This window comes from Staphylococcus parequorum, assembly GCF_039237145.1.
Classification (GTDB): Bacteria; Bacillota; Bacilli; order Staphylococcales; family Staphylococcaceae; genus Staphylococcus; species Staphylococcus equorum_A.
On record NZ_CP150682.1, the window covers coordinates 2164243 to 2182175 of the forward strand.

Sequence of the window (17933 nt, forward strand, 5' to 3'; positions counted from 1 at the left end):
AATTCCCTCCTCTACTTTGATTTATTGTGATTTCTGATTTGTCTCAACACATCAATTGGCGGCTTGTCATCTTCTTGCTTGTCTGAGTCGCCCATCTGAACGGATTCACCTCTGTTGAGTCTTTCGAGGTTTTCCTTATAGTTGATAATGTCGTCTGCACCGTTATATTTGAATTCGTTCTCGCCTTTTTTGCCGCCTTTTTTCTTTTGCTCAGCTTTAGCATCACGAATCGCAAAGGCTAAACGGTAAATGTCATATTCTTCCTTGAGCATTTCGTATTCTCGGGCGTACATGCGATAGTTGAATTCAGTCAGTGTCATGACCTCTATTTCTTTCAGATCATATATGCCTAGCTCACTCATGCACAACACGATAACGCGGTCATAAGTGAGCGGCGGCTGCTTTTCTATTTCTTGGCTTTCTTCACTTCTCTGTATTCTTCCGGTACGAGGTTTCGGGTCATAGGTCGCTTTCCCAACTCCGTGATAACTTGTTCGGCAAACTCATCGAAACCTTGTTCGTCAGCGATTTCGTCCAATACTGCTGAGATTTCTTCGTCTGATTTAGGGGCTTTCTTGTTATGAGAAGTTGCAGCAATAATTGTGTGACCAATTGCCACTGGGTTGCCGTCTTGCAAGTTAGGTATTAACATTTGAATACCTTGACCAATGCTCATCTGTTCCATTTCCATGCCTAGTTTCTTATCAACGTCGTTCATAAATTTAAAGCCGAATGATAGCTCGATATCTTTGCCGTTATGTTTAATTTCCATATTGTGAATACCTCCGATTTTTTATAAAGAAAAAGACGGGCTATTTGCCCGCCTATGATGTTTTTCCGTCCCCTATTCAGCCGAAATCTGTACACTATTTTGAGTAGTTACTGTTTCAACATTTTGGGGCGTACTAGGGTGTAGTCTGTTCTGTGCCATCGCCTGTGCTGTCGTCAGGTTGAGGGATTGATACAAGACCATCGTCTGCAACGTCCTCAGCTGTAGTGTCATGGAATCCGTAAGCTGTTTTATTTTCTTCAACGATTGTTGGTAGCGTTGCATAGCCGCGTACTTTCTTAGCGTAAACTGCAAATTCAGTCTCGAATTCTGCAATAGAGTCAGCCTCATTTGTACGTGTAATGCTGTTCCATGTACCTTGACGGTATTCAGCTTTATACTGCCCTTGTTCATTTTTAACTTTTTTATTAATAACCCATAGCTCGTATGCCTCGCCATCTTCGGCAGCATCTTCAATCTCGTCACTTAACTCGTCATCAACGTCCATATAAGATGTGATAGTTACAGTTGACTCTAATGTGCCGCCTGAGCTAACCGAGCCGTCAATTGTTGCCTCTTGGTCTGAGTCGCGTTCTGTTTCACGCTCAAGCTCAGTAATCCACATGATTTTATTTGCCTCTACGGCCTCGCCTGCTTTACGAACTAATGCAAGTTCGTCAGTACCTTGTTTAATTGCCATAATGTCATGACCTCCTGATTGAAATATAAAAAGGCACACCTGCTATGAGGCACGCCTAGAGTGTTTGAAATTCTGAATCAATGATGCTGTGCTGCAAATGTGTGTTTGTCGTATCGTCATTTATGTCATTTGTATTGATGCTGTCCAATGAAACATGATAGGAGGGTAGCTGCTCAGTTTTCATGAGAATATCTTGAATCTGAATATAAAGCCTGTCATGCGTCTGTAGATCGTCCGCGTCGCTCCATAAGTGAATACGTGCTTTTGGCTCACCGCCATAATTGTCGAATGATTGAACTGATACAAGGTCTTGTATTTCTTCAATTGCAATGAACGGATAGCCTAACTCTGTGTATTGGTCAACTCGTCTAACGACTGGAACGCCTAGCTCGCTGAACGCTTTATAAAGATAATTAAATAGTTCATATTTTATTGATTGCTTAGCCACTGTCTTGCCTCCTAACTGTTTATGAGTCGCTCAATATCTGCTTGAATTTGTTTATCGTATTTCTGATAAATCTGATACATGAAAGTTTCAGGCTCCATGAAACGCGTTCCGTACTCAAGAAAGCCTGAGTAGTGTGCGTTAGAGGTGATGAGATAACTCAGTTTACCCTCTTTGGTGTCTTTGACCATACGGGCTAGATTGCCCGTCCAATATCCTTTGGTCATGACACGGCGTGCCTCTTTCACAGTATCAACGCGAAATTGCTCACTTCTTTTCTTGAGAATGAAATCCACATCGTCGTCAATGCTATCCTCAGCATCACTCAACGCCGCTATTAGCTTGCCTAGCCCTTTAACCTTTGCCATCGTTTACCTGCTCTAAATACATTACTGTGGCGTGTCTGTAGTAGGTGTGGCGTACGACGATATATTTGCGGCCATTCATATAGGCATGGCTGACGTTATCCATTATTTGGCCTCTCAGCCTTATGATGCTTACATCACGCTGCACATTACCGAATTCAACGGCTGTGCGCTCAGGTGATAGCGGCGACTTGTGACAAGGTATGCCTGTGTAGAAAATTTGCTCATCTTTTTCGGTCTTACCTGTGTCAGGGTTGTACCGCTTATCACCCTCATACACAAGTTTAGCGCGTTGGTCGTACCTCAATAGAATGTCACACTGCCTGTGCGGCCTTTGCCTTGTTCCGGTGGATATAGACGCTTAATGAAACTCAGGAACTCATCAAAGTCATCATCTTGAAACTTTGTCGAATGTCCGTCGAGCGTTTCTGAGGTCATACCCTCAGCACCGACACGGTTATATCTTTTGACCGCTACCTCCTCGACAATGAAATCAAGCCTTTGCGGTATAGCTTGTTCATTGAGAGGTAGGAAAGTAAGCAAACGCTTTTCAGTGTTATCTATAATTTTCTTGAGCAATTCGTCCTGCTCATTATCCGTGATGGATAACAAGGTCTTAACATCTTCAAGGTTAGCCATTCGCTATGCCTCCTTATTCAGCGTTTACGTCTGCTGTGTTCTCAGTTGTTTCAGTAGTCACGTTTTGAGGCTCAACCGGTGCGCTTTCCTTAGTAGTGAAAGCAGGAACATCAACTTTTTGTGACTCGCCTGCATCATTACTGAAAGCAGCTTGATAAGTACCTGCTGCATATTCAGTGCCTGCCTCTAGGCTGTCAATCGTAACTGACGCTGTGCCGTCTGTTGCACGTTCTGCTTGTCCTACAACTGTTTCACCTTGATAAACTTTTAAAATGTCTGCCATTATATAGCCTCCTATTTAGCTGTTATTCTGACCGATTTGATATTTGGTCTCACGGTTATGCCCTCAGGCTTAACTGGGTGTAGTTTCGCCGCCATCTGCTGCAGGTTCTTCAATAGATACTGATACAACTGCGTCAACGTTTTCAGGGAACATTGAGATTGCTGATGCGAATACTGTATCTGCTGTTAAACGGTTTGCTTGGATATCATGCAATACGCCTACAAAACCTGTTTGGTCTGATGCAAAGTTGAACGCTCTGCCCATTTCGCCTTGAGGGTTTGCGTACGCTACGTTTAAGTTTTCTGCTGTAGTCATGTACACGCTGCCTTGAGGTACGTCTGCGAATTCGATTACTTGCACACCTACATATGGTGTTAATAAGTTTAATCCGAATTGAGAACCATTTGAGTTGATGAAACCATCTGCTAAATGACCCGCTACATCGTTAGGGTTTGCTAATGCGATTGGTGTTACTTCATCATCTAATAATACTGATAAGTTAGCACGGCCTCTTGATAACGCACCTTGTAAATTCTTGCCTGTTAACACTTCTGTATTCGTGCGGTCAGGGTTGTTTACTGCGTCCTCAATAGTGTTGAAGAAGTCTGTACGGAATTTCTTCTGCACATAGCGGATAAGCTCAGCGTCTGTGCGGTTAATTGCTAGATCATAACCGTGTGACTGAATAGACTCTGCTGATGTTGATTTACGGAACTTACGGAATTGCAATTCTGTGATGTTCACAAGTTCACGTTCAACTTTAGTTAATGGAATGATGTCGCCCTCAGCAACGTCACCGTTTGGCGCCTCTGATTCAATAACGTTAAAGCGGTATTGTTTTAATGCCGAACCAACGTTCATAGGAATTTTATTCGTGATGCCTAATGCTGTGAATAATTTATTTAAGCGTTCGCCCATTTTGTTTGCGAAATCAATCGACTTTGCCTCACCTAATGCCTCAACATCAATCAAGTTAGGTTCTGCTGCAAAGTGTTGTAAGTTTAATTTAAGTTTGTTGCCGTCTGTATGTTTAATATTCATATAGATATACCTCCGAAATTTTAGTTAAAATAAATGCCTGTTCTGCGCAATGGCTTGCTGTCTTTGTGAATCATCTGCAATATTCATGATTGATTCACGTGTAACGCCGCCACTGCCGTTTGAGTAATTCTTTGGTGTGCCTTGATACAATTTAGCCTGTACCTGCTCTTTGACCATGTTATTAAGCACATCATTGAAAGCCTGCACATTGGCTTGAGTTTGGTCTGCTGTATCTGCTGTGACTAACTCAAGCAGCTCGTCATTTGGTGTAATTTCATTTTGTTTGAACACATCATCTGCATGCTTTTTCATTTCGTTGCGTGCCTCTTTAGCTTTGTATGAATCAAGCTCTTTTTGCATTTGCTCGCGTTCGTACTCAGCTTTTTGGTCTTTGTTCATCTTGGCCAATTTCTCAGCCTCTTTTACTGCGTCCTCTTTGCTTTTCTTCTCACGCGCCACACGGTCTTTTATAATTTGGTCAACATCTGCCTGTGTGAACGTTTTTTCGTTGTCGCCCTCAGGGTTTTCATTGTCTCCCTCAGGGTTTTCATTGTCGCCCTCAGGATTCTCAGCAAAGTGTTGTAATCTTAATCTTAATTTCTCTGGCATAATAAGTACCTCCGTTTAGAGTCTGTCGACTGTCGTTTTCCATACATGCTTTTAACGCCCTCAGCACGTTTTAGGCATAAAAAATAGCCACTCACAAATTAATGTGAATAGCTTAAATGAAACCTTTTGGGTCTAACTCTCTTGTGTTTTTGGGTTTATCTTCTTTTTTGGCTTGTTGGCTCGGGTTTGATTTGTTCAATATTATCAGTTCTCTGTGTATGCCGTGTAGGCTCTCAGCAATACTGGCCATATATTTAATCATTCTATTCATGAAAGGGAATCCTCCTTATAAGCCTATTTGTTTAAGCATTTGTTTTAATAAGTCAATTTTGATTGAGTAACTTTTAGGTAATGATTTTCTGTTGATATATTTTTGCTGTTTGTCTAGTAAATCATAAAACTTCGATGCTGACTTATTATCTTTGACTTTATCAAAAGTTTTCTTAAGCTTTTTAGCTCTACGTTTGCCTATGCCATCTTCGAGACTGACGATAATATTATTCACGTCAGTTCTCAGGTCTTCTAGGCTTTCAGTATCAATACTCTCATCGGTGTTCGTTGATTGCTCAAGGTTTTCATTTATATACTTACCCTCACGCTCTTTGAAGAAAGCCTCTAGCTCGTCCTCAATCTCATCAACTGCAGGCACTGTTGTCGACCTGCAATAAGGGTGGAGCGGTGGAACGTTCACGCCTACAACCATTTCAGATACTTTAATCTTATTGCCGTCAGCGTGTCTGCACTCATCGGACGTGCGGTCGTCTAGCTTAGCCACAAACTCAATTGTAGCATCACCGCCGATTGTTTCCATATAGTGCAGCTTTTGTGCCTCTGTCTGAACTCTAGCCGTTTCTGTGATAAGCAATCGTTTAGCATCTGAGGTCGTAACACCTAATTTCTTTTTAAGCTCAGGAACAAATTCATTTGGGTGGCGTCCACGTAAAAGCGTATTTTGTACTGTCTTGAGTACGGTCTTTCGTGTCTGTTCCATATCTGCCCAAAGTCTATTGCTCCACGTTTCACCGTGGAAATCAGCGTTTACGATAGCCCTCACACCATTCGGATTGATGAGTGCTGATTCGCCTAATATGCCGGCTTGTCGTTCGACTTCTCTATCAACTGATTTACTCAGATATTTGTTCAACTCGACCTCAGTGAGTGCTGTGCCGTTCACCATGATGGCTGAAAGCTGCTGCAATAACATGCGTTCACGGCTTACATACATTTTAGTGTTGTACTGTCTGAGTTCAGCATTGGCTTTCTCGCTGAAATCTTTATTCTTAACATACTGAGCGACTCTATCCTCAAACTCTTTAATATCAGTCTTTTGTATTTTCTTCTTAGCCTCAGCAACAGTTAAGCCCTCAGCTTTTGCGTATTTAGCATAGAAACTGTATATCTCATTTGCTAACTGGCTCATCGTCGAGCTTGTAATCTTACGGACTTCTTCAATGACTTCATCATCTTTTTTAGCCTCAACTGCTATGATGCGCTCTGCACGTTCACGCCAATATTTTTTACTTGTTAGGTCTGCCATTTAATCACTCTTTCGGTTCGTCGTCGAAACTGTATTCGCGATTGTCCGCACGTGTGAGCTGTTCGTCCTCCTCTTGCTGCAGGCGTTCAATCTCAGCATCAGGGTCGTCAATGAAGTCCAATAATCCTAAACGTGTTTTTTCTGATACCGTACCTGCTAGCAAGTTGACTACTTCCACATTATCTTTCATGGATTTAGGCAGGTTAGGCGTAAAGGCTATGTCTATTTCTTCATGATCATGCGTCTTAGTGCCTAGAATGTTTAAGTTATTGAATAGCAGCTTGTAGCGTTTAGATAATCCTTTTTTAAATAAGCGCTCCTTAACAGCTCTAGCTTGTTCTAATCCGAATAACTTATATTTCATAGCCTCACCGGATTGCGTACCTGTGAAATTCTCATCTGTCAGGTCAGGCGTGTTGGTGAACTTGTGAATATCATTCTGCAATCTTGTTTTATAGGCCTCTGAGCCTTGTACATCGTATTGCTTGTAGATGTATTTCACATCGGCTTTGCCCTCGCCACCGTTTGCATTCATTTCAGGCTTAACGTGAATCATGTTTGCGTCTTTAAATTTCTGTGCATCGTCGCCGTCCATTTCAACATTACCGACCACTGCAAGCATTGCATCGTTCGTATCAGTCATATAGTTCGCTGTGTCTGACTGTGCGACATCATACAAATCAATTAAGCTGAGGACGTTCTCGAAATCACCTTGCTTAAATTTGTTATTCAGATACTCAATGATTGGCACATCGTTGTAATGATGCTCAATGTCCTGTACGCTGCTTAGCTCACCTTTACGGATTACATAGCTGTGCAAGTGTGTTGCTGTGTACAACTCAATATGATTGACTCTGTACCCCTCAGCGTCCACTGTGTCGTAATATCGTACGCCTGCAATGATTTTCTTATCAATGTCATGATTGTAAATTACAAATGTGTTCTTAGGGTCGAGTGTCAGGAATCTATCTCTGTTGAACTCGTCTCTGAATACAATCTCATATGCACGGCCATATATGCTTAAGTCAAGCGCAATATCGCTATTGACTGCATCTGCATCGTTTAAATCGTTTAAGTCGTATATGGCTTGCTGTGTGCTGCTGTCATCGTGTGTGAATGTCAGCGGATTGCCTGTCAGGTATCCGACAATAAACTGTGAAATGTATTTCGCAAAGTTATGCACTGCACGGTGGTCAGCTTTCTCAGCATCTTTTCTGCGCTCACCGGTTAATATGTTTGTGTTATCACTTAGGAAATACTGCTCTAACATTATAAGGCGTGATGCCTGCTCTGTTTTATGCTGATTAACTAAATTCTGTAGCTTAGTATAGTCGCCAACAATCTCGTCTGCATCTTCCGCCAATATATCAGCATTTGCCCTCGGGCTAAACTTCTTTTTCATTTCACTCAAGTGCTACACCTCCTAGAATAATCGTCTCATTTTGCGTAAATCGTTCGCATCTTTTTTATCTTCACGGTTCTGAATCATAAGCTCCTCAACTGCATATCTTAGTGAGTCAATACAGTGATTGTAGGTATCAACTGGCTCGTTGTAATACTCATCTGTTTGCTTATCCTTTTTCCACGTGTAATTGTCTAGCTCCTCAATTGTCTTGTAGCAGCGCTCATCAACTATGATGTCAAACTGGCTTATGAACTGTATGCCGGCCATGATGCTGTCCTTGCCTTTCATTGATGGCTTGATGCGCTCAATGCCCTCACGTTTCATTTCAGCAATGGATTTCTTCTCAGCACTGTCTGCTGTGATGCGTTCCTTAGCATAGCCTAGCTGCTTGATGACATTTGCTAGCTCATCGTTTAACATGCCTGTCTTAACATATTCTTCTAATATATAGAGTTTCTTATTTTTCTTATCTACTTTGACATGTATAAATGCACTCGGGTCATTCACATAACCATAATCAAGCGCAAAATAAGAGGGTATGTACCTTAAATCTTCTTTATTGAGAATCCCAACTTCATATTTAGGTAATACGCGCTTGTCGAGTGTCGCAAACTCACCTAATGCGTATATTTTGTAATAGGCAGGGTTCCTGTTTGCTAGATCTTCAAGGTTATCTCTTGTCATTTCATCAAGAAACTTATTATCTTTATAACTTGATTGCTTAATTAATGTATTTTTGTGTGGCTCGCCTGCAAAGAAATATTTGTATACCCAATTCAATTTGCTCACTGGGTTAAACATCAAATAAATCTGTTTGTAGAGGTGTTTCTTCTCTCTCAGACGTAAAGTAAGCTGTGTGTAGTCATTCAGATTGAACTCTGATGCCTCCTCCATCACAACGTCACTGATGCCTTTGATTGATTTAATCTTCTCTGAGTTATCCATGCCCTTGAATAGGAACACGGCACCATTTGGCAGTGTCACACGATTGTCTGTCTTGTTCCATTCGCAAAGCTCCCACACCTTAAAGTCGATTAAGGAACCTTTCACATCTTGGAACAAACTATCTGCAATCGTTGCACCAACTTTTCTGAGCCACAATATCTTTCGGGGGTGGTTCCAATCCTGCAGCGCTTTGAGTACCACCTTTTGCACAACGCCGTGTGACTTGCCACTTGAGCCGCCACCATAATGCACCTCTGTAAAATGGCTATAATCTGTCAGCACCTCAAATATGTTGCGGTTAAATACTCTGTGAGGCTTTGAGATGTTCAGATTAACTGTCGCTGTCGTCATCATACTCACCTATATTTATATCAATATTGCGCTGTGTTACCTCTTGTTTATCGGTCCACATTGTATGTCGCTTACCTAATAATTCAGCAGCTTTAGTTCTTGCGGTAGTATCAGAACGTTTCTCTATTTCTTCTACTTCCATTTCGCCACGTCCTACTTGTATAGGTATCAACTCTTGGTCTGATACTTCACCACGCATTACAGAAGTTAGATATTGAAGTATCTCATCTTGGTCTGCAATTGTAGCTTTCCTATGTTCTTCCAGTCGCTTATCTAAAGCTTGTTTCAAACTAGGTTTGACTAGGGCTTTATGAACATCTACTTTTGCATAACTATCACTATAACCTGCGTTTTTTGCAGATTGATAAGCATTTCCTGTTTTAATGTATTCATCTACTAATCTCTGCTGTTTCAATGTAAGTTTCATCGTATATTACCACCTCATTATGCTAATAGCTTGTTAAATTTGTGTATAAAAATAGCACCTCAACGGGAATGGGTGCTGGGTAAAGATTTCTAATTAATGCTTATATTCTAATTCTTTATCAAAATTTTTAATATAAGATTCTACTTGGTTCTCAATATTTTCATCTTTGTCTAACGGAAACATAATTTGATTTTTATTTTCTATGATAATAGCGTACTTTTTGCCACAAAAGCGACTATATTCCTCTGGATTGATAATAAACACGTGATATAATCTGTTTTCGTACAATTTAAAATAATCTTCGTTAATATCTAATCTATCCATAACAATCCCCCATTTTTATTTTGATTAATATTTTATCATAAAAATAGCCGACTGAGTTAGCTCTCAGCCGACCTAAAGGAGTAAAAATGCGTCAATACTAATTGTAGAAAAGGAAAATTCCATGCACTAAAGAATTGTAACCACCAGTAAAAGAAACGTATGTTGTTCAATTAAGAACATAATATCATATTACATCGGTTTCACGTGGACTTCAACAGCAGTAAAAGTCCAAATTTAAACGTAATTAATTTCTTGTGACAATTTTTCTAATTGAACATCTCTGTATCTCAACATACTAGATTTACTTGTGTAATATCTATCTGCCACCTCATTCCATGTATTACAATCATATGGTTTATCCCAATATATCAGTCTAAATATTTCAAGAGTTTCATTATCACATTGCTTTAAGAACCTTTGTGTCCCTTCAACAATATCTTTTAATTTCTTATACTTAGGATCTTGTTCACACTTTATGACTTGTCGTTCAACTGGATTGCTAATTAGATTTGCTTTTCCACCTTCTTGATTTTCAGAATCATGATTGCTTAACAGTTCATACTCTCTGAATTTCAAATCTTTTTTATATTTATTGATATGCTCAAGATAATCTTCTAATTTAGCATAATCTATTCGCTTCAACTCTTGCATGTTCATCCCCCTATAATATTAATGAATATATATTTTGTATACCTAAGATCATTAAACCTAATATGATTGTGCTTATACCTACTACAATAGCTGTGAACACAGTATAAATAATAAATTCGATTACTTTTCTATATGCTTTCATTCTTTACGATACGCTCCTTTAAAAATGACATCCTGTGACACCATAATGACTTCATCATAGGAATATATTATACTTTGATATATTTCTTCTATATCTTCTTGGCTTGCTTTCTTCTGAGGTGCAATAAAAGCTATTTTGTTTGTTTCATCTACATACACTTTGATTTGTTTATTGCGTTCTTTCTTTAAAAGAAATCCATCTATAACTGGATGCAAAAGAAACAGAAAACTTATCGCGTAAATACTTATCATTGCAGTTATCATTACAAACCAACCTCCTTAACGTTTTTTAGCTACCTTTTCAGCTTCTTCCTTACTATCTGCACTCACAATCTCGTAACACTCATTCTCACGTGGCTTAATAACTTCTACAAACGGATGACCTGTAGAGTCGGTTATGTGTCGGATTAAATAATTAGTCACGCTGTAACACCTCTTTAACTTTTTGTAAAATGTCTATATCTTTACAAGTCTGATTCTTTGATGAACGTTCCATTGATTGTCTTTCCTTTTCTTCCTTTGATTTCGTCATACGCGTACTGTAAACACTCCTCTAATGTCATTCCATGTTGTTGTGCCAATATAATTAAAGTTACGACTGTATCGCCTATACCGTCTTTTAGATCATCCATCTTGTTACGTGATAATGCTGCACCAACTTCGCCAGCCTCTTCATAGAATTTCAATGCTTGTCTATCTGAATTACCTTTGTGTAAGTTTTTACCTATACTCCATTGTTCTACCAATTTGATTAGTTCATTCATGTTATTTGTCCTCCCTGATTTTCGTTTTTATAATATTATTGACTTCATTGCTGGACTATTTTAAAATTACTTTCTTGATTCTATAAAAGGGGTTGAATCTATGAGTGACGAAATTAAGGGATTTATTTATGTGTTATTTACAATATTATGCTTCATGGCTTATCTTGCACCTTTCATTTCAGCTATTTTCGGTTAATAAACTGATTTAGCTTTTTTCTCTTTTCTCATCAATGTTCATCCCATGATGTTGTCATCATCTAATCTATCTATATATTTTATTGTGGAATCATTGTTACATTCAGTATTTTTTATAGCTTTACAAATATGATTAGTTCCTAATGTTATCGCTGCAACTATCAGTAAAGTATCGAATTTAAAATCGTGAAATTTACTCATTCCTTCTTTGAGGCTGGCATATACATTTTCAAGTTCTAATAAAGAATACATTTACTCGTCCTCCTTAATTTCCAACGCGTCCAACTTCGCTCTAAAATACTTATACGTGCTGCTCGATGGTTTGTTGCCGATGTGTTGGGAGAATTCGGATAGAAGGGTTTTATATTCATCACTGTCTCCCTTGTACATGTCCGCATATCCTTTTAATTCCCAATTGAGTGTCAATTTATTAGCGTTCTCAATTTCCAAAGTCTTTACACCATCTGTCAACCTATCGTTATTTTCTTCCAACCTACTAACCTTTGCTTTATACCAAGATAGATCGTCGATTAAAGTATCTCGTTGTTTTGTCATATCATGCAATTGACCTTCCAATTTATAGCCACATTCGCATTCTTTATTGAGCATTTTTTCGAATTTGTCACGTTCTGCTTTTAGCTTTTTATTTTCTTGTTCTAAATTATTGCAAGTAACTGCCCAAGCTAAAACATCATCTTTCAATGTATCTCGTTCTGCTTTGTAATCACGTTGTTCTCCGAAGTCTACATATTCATAACTCACTCGCCATCACTCCTCATAATTTCTTGAGTTCCAAATATTAACTAGTTTATTTACACTATCTGTTTTTACATATAACCATGTAGAAGGTTGTAGTTTACACTTTGTATTTGTACACTCAATCAAAGCTTTGTCAAAACTATATCTCATATCTGCTTGACCACCACAAAACGGACAGGGTTTTAATAATTTCACTCGCCATCACTCCTTATTGATTTAAAATACGTTCATACTACCCCGCATCATAATGGTTATCTTCTATATCAGATTCTACTTTTTCCCAATCTACATCTGCTTTAAATTTAGGTCGAAAATCTCCATCACCATCTGAGTAGATAGAAACATCTCTGGAAGCTCCTAAATTACCGAGGTGTTCCATTTTATTTAACATCGACATAAAACAATCAATCCATCTTTCTTCCATTTCAACTTCAATTGTAAATTTCTTCTTCACCCTCACCACTCCCTTACATAGTTGTCCACATTATCAATAGCACGATTGTCAGTATGATTACGACTGCTAGCCAAACTGTGAATTGTTTCATATGCGCAAATCCTCCATTATCTTCCTGTTCCGTTTTATATCCTCACGTGGTACTGCTACGATTACATTTCTATCATTCGAAGATATTACGAATCCTTTAACACCTTTATCACGTAGTAACTTTGCAATTTCATGTGTCTGTAGCCCACATGTATTTAATTTATATTTAGCTTTTATAGTATCTGATAGGATCATATCGCTAGCTCTTTCTCTATCTCAGATATCAATACTTTCTCTGCTATTAACCTAATGCTATTCGGTCTGTTACTATTCGCTGCACGTCTCTTATTTACACCAGAAGATAAGAAACCAACTGTCTGTTCACTAACCTCTAGCTTCTCGGCACATTCTTTACGTGTGCCAGCACATATAATTTCATCACCCTTGTATATCACGTATTCATAAAGTTGTTTCTGCCCCATACTGTTCACCTCTTAACACGTTCAGTCTTATTAGCAATGTAATCTTTCCATAGTTCAAAATTGTTATCTTCTGTAATTTCATATTGATGTTCAGGTATAGATTCTATAATTGCACTCTCAATCTCTTTGTCGAAGTTGTAACGTAATTCAATCACTTTACCTATCACTCTCATACCATAGCTATATTCACTTTTACCTAAGTCATGTACAATAATGTATTGTGCTTTGTTAGGATCTAATTCTCTAATCTTCATCTACTTCACCACTTTCGGAAATATACTTGTATTCATTAAATACTTGCACCACTTCCCTCTATTGTGTTTTTGTGGGGTTCCATCATAAAGCCAAGGTCTATCATTTCTATGTTTCTCTTCCGAATATTTTTCTCTACCTAAATCAGTATCATAATTAATAGCTTTCAATTTTTGTTCAGTTCTGAAATCATCTAATCTACCACCTTTCGGAACTTGACAAGCTTCATGCAATGTCCAACCTTTAGTTAATCGATTTCTCAAAGTAGTGTGATTTAATCCGTATCTCTCAACGCATTTTAAATTTTCTCCTAATATGTCGTAATCTTTACCAAATACATGTATTGTTATCATCGTTATGTCCTCCTAGAATCCTCTATCTATAATTGTCGGTTCTTCAAATCTAATCACTTTTGCATCTGTATATTCATCTTCTTTAGTCGGCATTTCATAGTAGATCTGTTCCTCTATCTGACAATCCTCATGATTAGCATGTGCTAGAACTTTTAACGACTTCTCGTATGTCACGTTGTATCTAATCTTGATTGTTTCTTCATTCATCGGGATCACCTTCTATATCTAAATGCATGATTATCTTTGGTTCTTCTGCATACTTCTTAAAGCTTGTAATCTCTACTATTTGATTATCGTCATTCCATAAGTGACCATTAGCAGCATCTAACACTGTTTTGATTAAGTTATCTATATCTGGTTTCGTACGTTTATACTGTCCAACCATCGCCACATGTTTCTTCTTACTCCATGACTTCAACAATGGGAAGTGAAACTCTATTGTTAGTTTGATTGGTTCATCTATCATTAACATTGGCATTTGCCACTGTAAGTCTTTTTTATGGTCTGTATACTTCTTAGGCATGTATGTCTGTACAAACTTGCCAGTGTTCCTAAATCGTGGTCTAGGTGATGACATAGGCGCATCAACTTTTAACTCGATTGTTTCCATGTCCTCACTCCTGTATGAAATCAAATATACTTGTTTGATCTACTCTAGTTAAATTGAAATGTTTCTTTATTTTTTTAACCTGTTATCTGTAACGATGAATTCATCTAATCCATATCGTTTATACAATCCAAATAACCTATTCGTTTTATTGTTAAGTGGTATAACAGAACCAACTACTTTACTTGTACTATCTTTCAAATCATATTCAGTGCTTAATCCCAATTACCTTACCTCCACAATAGCCACTCGTCTTTGGCGTTCATTCAACTTTTGGATAAATAGGTTATACAATGTATTATTGTCTCCCTGTGACGCTTCAATAAGTTTCTGAGCATATATATCAGAACACTCAAGTTTTTGTTTGATAAATTTCTTAGTTATCAAAATTTGATACCTCTCATTCGATAATCTTCACCGTTCATTTTGATTAATGTTGTGTTAGACATCATTCGGCTAAATATACGTTGTGCGTCTTTATTCTTGCTTAGTTCCTGTGCATTTAAATTAGTAGTATATATGTTATGTTTGCCAACTCTTGATTCAATAAGTTCAAACATCTTACCTGTAGCAAACTCATTCATGTTAATCCCGAAATCATCAAACACCATTAAATCTACTTCACTAATAATTCTGTTTAAGTCTTGTTCGGTTAGATTAGTATTTTTGTTATAAGTTCCTTTGATAGTTGATATTAATTGTGGAACGTTCATGTAAAGGACTGAGTATCCTTTTTCTCTCACCGTCTTGATAATAGACATGGATAAATGTGATTTACCTGTACCAAAGGAACCTTGCAGCAGTAGTGACTGTTTATTATCAAGTGTGAAGTTTTCTACATATCTTTCACATAATGCTTTAGCTCGTGCTAATTCTTCATTAATTGCTTTATAGTTATCAAAGGTACATTGTGATAGATCATCATTGATAATTGATTTCTTGAATATGCTATTAGCTTTAGCTAATTTGTTACGCTTATCAAACTCTGCTTTCTTTTGTTTAGCTAGAGCAATCATTTCGCAGTCACAACCATCTTTAACTATTTGGCCATTATCAAATTCATAGTAATCATAAGTACGTCCACACTTTTCACATTTCAACTCATTCTCTTGTTTAACTATCTTGTTCTTAAATCCTACTTTACTTGCGATATTCTCAAAGGGATTCATTTACTCACTCCCTAAAATAGATTTGCATAAGGGTTATCATTTGATTCCTTATTGCTTACTTGTTGATTACGGTAACCTTCGAATTTAGTTCCGAATAGTGTTTCTGGTCTTAAGTACTTATCTTGTTCGGTACCTTTCCATTCTGCTACTTTTACATCAACAACTTTTTTAAAGTCATCTTCTCTAAAATCTTCATTCCATCTAGCTTCTATAAATGACTTCGTTTTTTTAGTTGTATGTTTGTAATGTTTACCAGTCTTTTCGTTTAGATATTTAACGATTGATTGATAAGGTATAGTCGGGTTGCCCGACAATGTATTATCATTATTAGTATTGTTATTATTAGTTAAATCATTCTTAGTTCTATTATTATTAGTAGGGACGGATTCTCCGTTACCGGTTTTTCCGATGTTGGATTTTCCGTTGTCGGATAATCCTAGGTAGGAATTTCCGCTCTGGATAGGGTGCTCATATACTAAGTATTCGTAACCGTTAAGATGCCCTTTATCATTACGTTTTCTAGTTCTTACTACATATCCTATTTCTTCAAGTTCTTTAATGCCTGATTTCAAGCTATCCTTACCATCATTAGTATGTTTTAATATTTCAGATTCATATATCTGCCAATCATCCGGTCGACTCAATAAATAAAGTAGAATCCCTTTAGATTTGAACGTAAGATTGCTATCGTGAATAAAGTTTTTGTGTACTGTTACGAAATTGCCACTTTCTTTTATAGCTCTAAATGTTGCCATTCTTCTCACCTTCTCCATATAACAGCCATTTAAGTGTTATATTGAATATTTGTTCCATCTGTCTCAACCTGTCCATACTAGGTAAATGAATACCTCTTTCCCATTTGCTTACAATACTTTTATTTGCTTTGAATATATTTGCGAATTCTTCTTGGGACCAATCATCACCTGCTCTAAGTGATGCGATTCTATATCCTATAGCTTTTCTGTCTATTGGTTTAATCATTCTAGGCATCATCATTGTTTTTCACCTCGTAACATACTGTTTAACTTGTCATCTACTGATATCCAACTATTGTGTAAGTGATATAAATCATCGAATGATTTAACACCTATCGAGTGCTGTTGATTGTGGTGGCGCCTGCATAATGCAAGAACATGTTTACCGTGATGATCCATTGTTTTACGGTTCATGCCACGACCTACTGATTCATAATGTGCGAGGTCTGCTTTCTGCTCCCCACAAATTACACAGTTGCGATTAACAGTTGCCCAATACAACATCGCTTTATCACCTTGTAATAGTTTGCTTGTTTCAATTCTCATTGGTATTTGATTGTGGAATATGAAAGTTATGATTAGTTCGATTAATTCACCAGCTATCTTCCTTGTGCAGTCACTTAAACTAATACGTTCATAGCCATTCATAATTTCTAATTCACTTTGAAATCTTTGTCTCAATGCTTCAACTGGTTCTCCCCAGTGCAATTCAATATCTCTACACATCGCAAATATCTTTTTACGTTGGTCAATTGAAATCAATTTATTGTCTGGTACAGTTACATCAGCGTTTAGATTGTATCCATTTTCGATTAATTCAATATGGCTATTTTCTAATTCAACACCAGTGGCAACGACGGAATAAGTGCCGTCGTTATCCAATTGGTATCTAGTAATTTGTTGCATTTCATCACACCCTAGAATGGAAGGTCATCATCATTTATATCAATAGGACCATTAGCATTTGCGAAAGGATTACTTTGATCACTTAATGAATCTTTTTGTTGTCCTTGTCCGTTCGCTTGTTGTTCTTCACGTTTCATTTCGTCAGTTTTAGGTACTGGTTTATTAACTACTTCATCGCCTTTATTCCAAACTTTTACGAATGAAAGTCTTACAAAATATTTACCTTGATCTTCATTTAATTTACGTTTTAAAACTATAGTTCCTGCCTTATTAATTAATTCATCTGTGTTAAAAGATAAGTCTGGTAAGTTTAATTTGATACCTAGTCTACTTAGGAACTCTACATATTGTTTTTCTTGGAAATCTTGTTGGAATGGTGGTACAAACTGATTGTGTTTATATTGCTTACCTTCAGCATTTTCAAATACAACTGTAAAATATCTGTTTTGACTATCATTAAATTCAACGTCTTTAACTTTAACTGTGAACTCTCCAGCTCCTAAGAAGTCGCCGCCTTTTAAAAATGCCTCTTGGTTAGTTTCTTTAATGTGTTTAGCTTGTCCTGTAATATTCAT

36 protein-coding genes are annotated in these 17933 nt (G+C 37.6%); all 36 read right to left on the reverse strand.

Features of this window, described 5'->3' with window-relative positions:
• Positions 1–11 precede the first annotated feature (11 nt).
• Positions 12–320 (reverse strand): hypothetical protein, encoded by a 309-nt coding sequence (locus tag AAA453_RS10530; RefSeq protein ID WP_411039105.1) that lies wholly within the window; start codon positions 318–320, stop codon positions 12–14.
• 86 nt (positions 321–406) lie between these two features.
• Entirely contained in the window at positions 407–772 is a 366-nt protein-coding gene (locus AAA453_RS10535; RefSeq protein ID WP_411039106.1) for a tail assembly chaperone, read from the reverse strand.
• A 133-nt stretch (positions 773–905) separates the two neighbouring features.
• Positions 906–1469: a phage major tail protein, TP901-1 family gene (locus AAA453_RS10540; RefSeq protein ID WP_255156772.1), complete on the reverse strand. Its 564-nt coding sequence runs from the start codon at positions 1467–1469 to the stop codon at positions 906–908.
• Between the two features lie 55 nt (positions 1470–1524).
• Positions 1525–1917, reverse strand: coding sequence for a hypothetical protein (locus AAA453_RS10545; protein ID WP_046465238.1), 393 nt, complete (start codon positions 1915–1917; stop codon positions 1525–1527).
• 11 nt (positions 1918–1928) lie between these two features.
• Positions 1929–2282: an HK97-gp10 family putative phage morphogenesis protein gene (locus AAA453_RS10550; RefSeq protein ID WP_411039107.1), complete on the reverse strand. Its 354-nt coding sequence runs from the start codon at positions 2280–2282 to the stop codon at positions 1929–1931.
• Between the two features lie 300 nt (positions 2283–2582).
• Positions 2583–2918 (reverse strand): phage head-tail connector protein, encoded by a 336-nt coding sequence (locus AAA453_RS10555; protein ID WP_411039108.1) that lies wholly within the window; start codon positions 2916–2918, stop codon positions 2583–2585.
• A 13-nt stretch (positions 2919–2931) separates the two neighbouring features.
• Positions 2932–3201 (reverse strand): fibronectin type III domain-containing protein, encoded by a 270-nt coding sequence (locus AAA453_RS10560; protein ID WP_411039109.1) that lies wholly within the window; start codon positions 3199–3201, stop codon positions 2932–2934.
• Positions 3202–3270: 69 nt separating this feature from the next.
• Positions 3271–4242: a capsid protein gene (locus tag AAA453_RS10565; protein ID WP_411039110.1), complete on the reverse strand. Its 972-nt coding sequence runs from the start codon at positions 4240–4242 to the stop codon at positions 3271–3273.
• 24 nt (positions 4243–4266) lie between these two features.
• Positions 4267–4851: a DUF4355 domain-containing protein gene (locus tag AAA453_RS10570; RefSeq protein ID WP_411039111.1), complete on the reverse strand. Its 585-nt coding sequence runs from the start codon at positions 4849–4851 to the stop codon at positions 4267–4269.
• A 112-nt stretch (positions 4852–4963) separates the two neighbouring features.
• Positions 4964–5122 carry a hypothetical protein gene (locus tag AAA453_RS10575; RefSeq protein ID WP_411039112.1) on the reverse strand — a complete coding sequence of 53 codons (159 nt, stop codon included), beginning with the start codon at positions 5120–5122 and terminating at the stop codon, positions 4964–4966.
• Positions 5123–5137: 15 nt separating this feature from the next.
• Positions 5138–6388, reverse strand: a complete 1251-nt coding sequence (locus tag AAA453_RS10580) for a minor capsid protein (protein ID WP_411039113.1) — start codon at positions 6386–6388, stop codon at positions 5138–5140.
• 4 nt (positions 6389–6392) lie between these two features.
• A complete protein-coding gene (locus AAA453_RS10585) occupies positions 6393–7790 on the reverse strand; it encodes a phage portal protein (protein WP_427707060.1) in 1398 nt (465 codons plus the stop codon).
• Between the two features lie 21 nt (positions 7791–7811).
• Entirely contained in the window at positions 7812–9089 is a 1278-nt protein-coding gene (locus tag AAA453_RS10590) for a PBSX family phage terminase large subunit (protein ID WP_427704882.1), read from the reverse strand.
• On the reverse strand, positions 9070–9516 hold the full coding sequence (locus AAA453_RS10595; protein ID WP_411039115.1) for a terminase small subunit: 447 nt from the start codon (positions 9514–9516) through the stop codon (positions 9070–9072). The genes AAA453_RS10590 and AAA453_RS10595 overlap by 20 nt, the downstream gene beginning before the upstream one ends.
• Before the next feature lie 93 nt (positions 9517–9609).
• On the reverse strand, positions 9610–9840 hold the full coding sequence (locus AAA453_RS10600; protein WP_056935523.1) for a hypothetical protein: 231 nt from the start codon (positions 9838–9840) through the stop codon (positions 9610–9612).
• Between the two features lie 234 nt (positions 9841–10074).
• Positions 10075–10491 carry a transcriptional regulator gene (locus AAA453_RS10605; protein WP_103169997.1) on the reverse strand — a complete coding sequence of 139 codons (417 nt, stop codon included), beginning with the start codon at positions 10489–10491 and terminating at the stop codon, positions 10075–10077.
• Between the two features lie 10 nt (positions 10492–10501).
• A complete protein-coding gene (locus AAA453_RS10610) occupies positions 10502–10633 on the reverse strand; it encodes a hypothetical protein (protein ID WP_277583628.1) in 132 nt (43 codons plus the stop codon).
• Entirely contained in the window at positions 10630–10896 is a 267-nt protein-coding gene (locus AAA453_RS10615) for a hypothetical protein (RefSeq protein ID WP_002512144.1), read from the reverse strand. The genes AAA453_RS10610 and AAA453_RS10615 overlap by 4 nt, the downstream gene beginning before the upstream one ends.
• Positions 10897–10911: 15 nt before the next feature.
• Positions 10912–11055 (reverse strand): DUF1381 domain-containing protein, encoded by a 144-nt coding sequence (locus AAA453_RS10620; RefSeq protein ID WP_141714480.1) that lies wholly within the window; start codon positions 11053–11055, stop codon positions 10912–10914.
• A 41-nt stretch (positions 11056–11096) separates the two neighbouring features.
• Positions 11097–11396: a MazG-like family protein gene (locus AAA453_RS10625; protein WP_002512142.1), complete on the reverse strand. Its 300-nt coding sequence runs from the start codon at positions 11394–11396 to the stop codon at positions 11097–11099.
• A gap of 234 nt (positions 11397–11630) precedes the next feature.
• Positions 11631–11843 (reverse strand): hypothetical protein, encoded by a 213-nt coding sequence (locus tag AAA453_RS10630; RefSeq protein ID WP_002512140.1) that lies wholly within the window; start codon positions 11841–11843, stop codon positions 11631–11633.
• Entirely contained in the window at positions 11844–12353 is a 510-nt protein-coding gene (locus AAA453_RS10635) for a hypothetical protein (RefSeq protein ID WP_103170000.1), read from the reverse strand.
• A 6-nt stretch (positions 12354–12359) separates the two neighbouring features.
• Positions 12360–12545: a Lar family restriction alleviation protein gene (locus AAA453_RS10640; protein WP_069812647.1), complete on the reverse strand. Its 186-nt coding sequence runs from the start codon at positions 12543–12545 to the stop codon at positions 12360–12362.
• 37 nt (positions 12546–12582) lie between these two features.
• Positions 12583–12804, reverse strand: a complete 222-nt coding sequence (locus AAA453_RS10645; RefSeq protein WP_040762774.1) for a hypothetical protein — start codon at positions 12802–12804, stop codon at positions 12583–12585.
• A gap of 281 nt (positions 12805–13085) precedes the next feature.
• Positions 13086–13316: a hypothetical protein gene (locus tag AAA453_RS10650; protein ID WP_056935517.1), complete on the reverse strand. Its 231-nt coding sequence runs from the start codon at positions 13314–13316 to the stop codon at positions 13086–13088.
• A 5-nt stretch (positions 13317–13321) separates the two neighbouring features.
• Positions 13322–13570 (reverse strand): hypothetical protein, encoded by a 249-nt coding sequence (locus AAA453_RS10655; protein ID WP_056935516.1) that lies wholly within the window; start codon positions 13568–13570, stop codon positions 13322–13324.
• Positions 13571–13921, reverse strand: a complete 351-nt coding sequence (locus AAA453_RS10660) for an SA1788 family PVL leukocidin-associated protein (RefSeq protein WP_046465223.1) — start codon at positions 13919–13921, stop codon at positions 13571–13573.
• A gap of 12 nt (positions 13922–13933) precedes the next feature.
• Positions 13934–14128, reverse strand: coding sequence for a hypothetical protein (locus AAA453_RS10665; RefSeq protein ID WP_046465222.1), 195 nt, complete (start codon positions 14126–14128; stop codon positions 13934–13936).
• Entirely contained in the window at positions 14121–14531 is a 411-nt protein-coding gene (locus AAA453_RS10670; protein ID WP_046465221.1) for a RusA family crossover junction endodeoxyribonuclease, read from the reverse strand. Before AAA453_RS10670 ends, AAA453_RS10665 begins: the two co-directional genes overlap by 8 nt.
• A 66-nt stretch (positions 14532–14597) precedes the next feature.
• Positions 14598–14753 carry a hypothetical protein gene (locus AAA453_RS10675; RefSeq protein ID WP_427704885.1) on the reverse strand — a complete coding sequence of 52 codons (156 nt, stop codon included), beginning with the start codon at positions 14751–14753 and terminating at the stop codon, positions 14598–14600.
• Entirely contained in the window at positions 14754–14915 is a 162-nt protein-coding gene (locus AAA453_RS10680; protein WP_046465219.1) for a hypothetical protein, read from the reverse strand.
• Positions 14912–15697, reverse strand: coding sequence for an ATP-binding protein (locus AAA453_RS10685; RefSeq protein WP_277583727.1), 786 nt, complete (start codon positions 15695–15697; stop codon positions 14912–14914). The genes AAA453_RS10680 and AAA453_RS10685 overlap by 4 nt, the downstream gene beginning before the upstream one ends.
• Positions 15698–15708: 11 nt before the next feature.
• Complete coding sequence (locus AAA453_RS10690) at positions 15709–16452, reverse strand: conserved phage C-terminal domain-containing protein (RefSeq protein ID WP_427704887.1); 744 nt, start codon at positions 16450–16452, stop codon at positions 15709–15711.
• The gene (locus AAA453_RS10695) at positions 16439–16693 is read right to left on the reverse strand and encodes a helix-turn-helix domain-containing protein (RefSeq protein WP_427704890.1); all 255 of its coding nucleotides are present in this window, start codon (positions 16691–16693) and stop codon (positions 16439–16441) included. The genes AAA453_RS10690 and AAA453_RS10695 overlap by 14 nt, the downstream gene beginning before the upstream one ends.
• Complete coding sequence (locus AAA453_RS10700) at positions 16690–17358, reverse strand: putative HNHc nuclease (RefSeq protein ID WP_427704892.1); 669 nt, start codon at positions 17356–17358, stop codon at positions 16690–16692. The genes AAA453_RS10695 and AAA453_RS10700 overlap by 4 nt, the downstream gene beginning before the upstream one ends.
• 11 nt (positions 17359–17369) lie before the next feature.
• Entirely contained in the window at positions 17370–17933 is a 564-nt protein-coding gene (locus AAA453_RS10705; RefSeq protein ID WP_427704894.1) for a single-stranded DNA-binding protein, read from the reverse strand.

Bases quoted from the DNA above. Each gene is read 5' to 3' on its own strand.
- AAA453_RS10580 (WP_411039113.1), bottom strand. From the start codon at position 6,388: ATGGCAGACCTAACAAGTAAAAAATATTGGCGTGAACGTGCAGAGCGC.
- AAA453_RS10585 (WP_427707060.1), bottom strand. From the start codon at position 7,790: ATGAAAAAGAAGTTTAGCCCGAGGGCAAATGCTGATATATTGGCGGAA.
- AAA453_RS10705 (WP_427704894.1), bottom strand. From the start codon at position 17,933: ATGAATATTACAGGACAAGCTAAACACATTAAAGAAACTAACCAAGAG.
- AAA453_RS10690 (WP_427704887.1), bottom strand. From the start codon at position 16,452: ATGGCAACATTTAGAGCTATAAAAGAAAGTGGCAATTTCGTAACAGTA.
- AAA453_RS10615 (WP_002512144.1), bottom strand. From the start codon at position 10,896: ATGATAACTGCAATGATAAGTATTTACGCGATAAGTTTTCTGTTTCTT.
- AAA453_RS10565 (WP_411039110.1), bottom strand. From the start codon at position 4,242: ATGAATATTAAACATACAGACGGCAACAAACTTAAATTAAACTTACAA.
- AAA453_RS10570 (WP_411039111.1), bottom strand. From the start codon at position 4,851: ATGCCAGAGAAATTAAGATTAAGATTACAACACTTTGCTGAGAATCCT.
- AAA453_RS10600 (WP_056935523.1), bottom strand. From the start codon at position 9,840: ATGGATAGATTAGATATTAACGAAGATTATTTTAAATTGTACGAAAAC.
- AAA453_RS10625 (WP_002512142.1), bottom strand. From the start codon at position 11,396: ATGAATGAACTAATCAAATTGGTAGAACAATGGAGTATAGGTAAAAAC.
- AAA453_RS10535 (WP_411039106.1), bottom strand. From the start codon at position 772: ATGGAAATTAAACATAACGGCAAAGATATCGAGCTATCATTCGGCTTT.
- AAA453_RS10590 (WP_427704882.1), bottom strand. From the start codon at position 9,089: ATGACGACAGCGACAGTTAATCTGAACATCTCAAAGCCTCACAGAGTA.
- AAA453_RS10550 (WP_411039107.1), bottom strand. From the start codon at position 2,282: ATGGCAAAGGTTAAAGGGCTAGGCAAGCTAATAGCGGCGTTGAGTGAT.
- AAA453_RS10665 (WP_046465222.1), bottom strand. From the start codon at position 14,128: ATGAATGAAGAAACAATCAAGATTAGATACAACGTGACATACGAGAAG.
- AAA453_RS10575 (WP_411039112.1), bottom strand. From the start codon at position 5,122: ATGAATAGAATGATTAAATATATGGCCAGTATTGCTGAGAGCCTACAC.
- AAA453_RS10670 (WP_046465221.1), bottom strand. From the start codon at position 14,531: ATGGAAACAATCGAGTTAAAAGTTGATGCGCCTATGTCATCACCTAGA.
- AAA453_RS10700 (WP_427704892.1), bottom strand. From the start codon at position 17,358: ATGCAACAAATTACTAGATACCAATTGGATAACGACGGCACTTATTCC.
- AAA453_RS10630 (WP_002512140.1), bottom strand. From the start codon at position 11,843: ATGTATTCTTTATTAGAACTTGAAAATGTATATGCCAGCCTCAAAGAA.
- AAA453_RS10595 (WP_411039115.1), bottom strand. From the start codon at position 9,516: ATGAAACTTACATTGAAACAGCAGAGATTAGTAGATGAATACATTAAA.
- AAA453_RS10605 (WP_103169997.1), bottom strand. From the start codon at position 10,491: ATGCAAGAGTTGAAGCGAATAGATTATGCTAAATTAGAAGATTATCTT.
- AAA453_RS10560 (WP_411039109.1), bottom strand. From the start codon at position 3,201: ATGGCAGACATTTTAAAAGTTTATCAAGGTGAAACAGTTGTAGGACAA.
- AAA453_RS10660 (WP_046465223.1), bottom strand. From the start codon at position 13,921: ATGATAACAATACATGTATTTGGTAAAGATTACGACATATTAGGAGAA.
- AAA453_RS10530 (WP_411039105.1), bottom strand. From the start codon at position 320: ATGACACTGACTGAATTCAACTATCGCATGTACGCCCGAGAATACGAA.
- AAA453_RS10650 (WP_056935517.1), bottom strand. From the start codon at position 13,316: ATGGGGCAGAAACAACTTTATGAATACGTGATATACAAGGGTGATGAA.
- AAA453_RS10540 (WP_255156772.1), bottom strand. From the start codon at position 1,469: ATGGCAATTAAACAAGGTACTGACGAACTTGCATTAGTTCGTAAAGCA.
- AAA453_RS10695 (WP_427704890.1), bottom strand. From the start codon at position 16,693: ATGATGATGCCTAGAATGATTAAACCAATAGACAGAAAAGCTATAGGA.
- AAA453_RS10685 (WP_277583727.1), bottom strand. From the start codon at position 15,697: ATGAATCCCTTTGAGAATATCGCAAGTAAAGTAGGATTTAAGAACAAG.
- AAA453_RS10555 (WP_411039108.1), bottom strand. From the start codon at position 2,918: ATGGCTAACCTTGAAGATGTTAAGACCTTGTTATCCATCACGGATAAT.
- AAA453_RS10655 (WP_056935516.1), bottom strand. From the start codon at position 13,570: ATGAAGATTAGAGAATTAGATCCTAACAAAGCACAATACATTATTGTA.
- AAA453_RS10610 (WP_277583628.1), bottom strand. From the start codon at position 10,633: ATGAAAGCATATAGAAAAGTAATCGAATTTATTATTTATACTGTGTTC.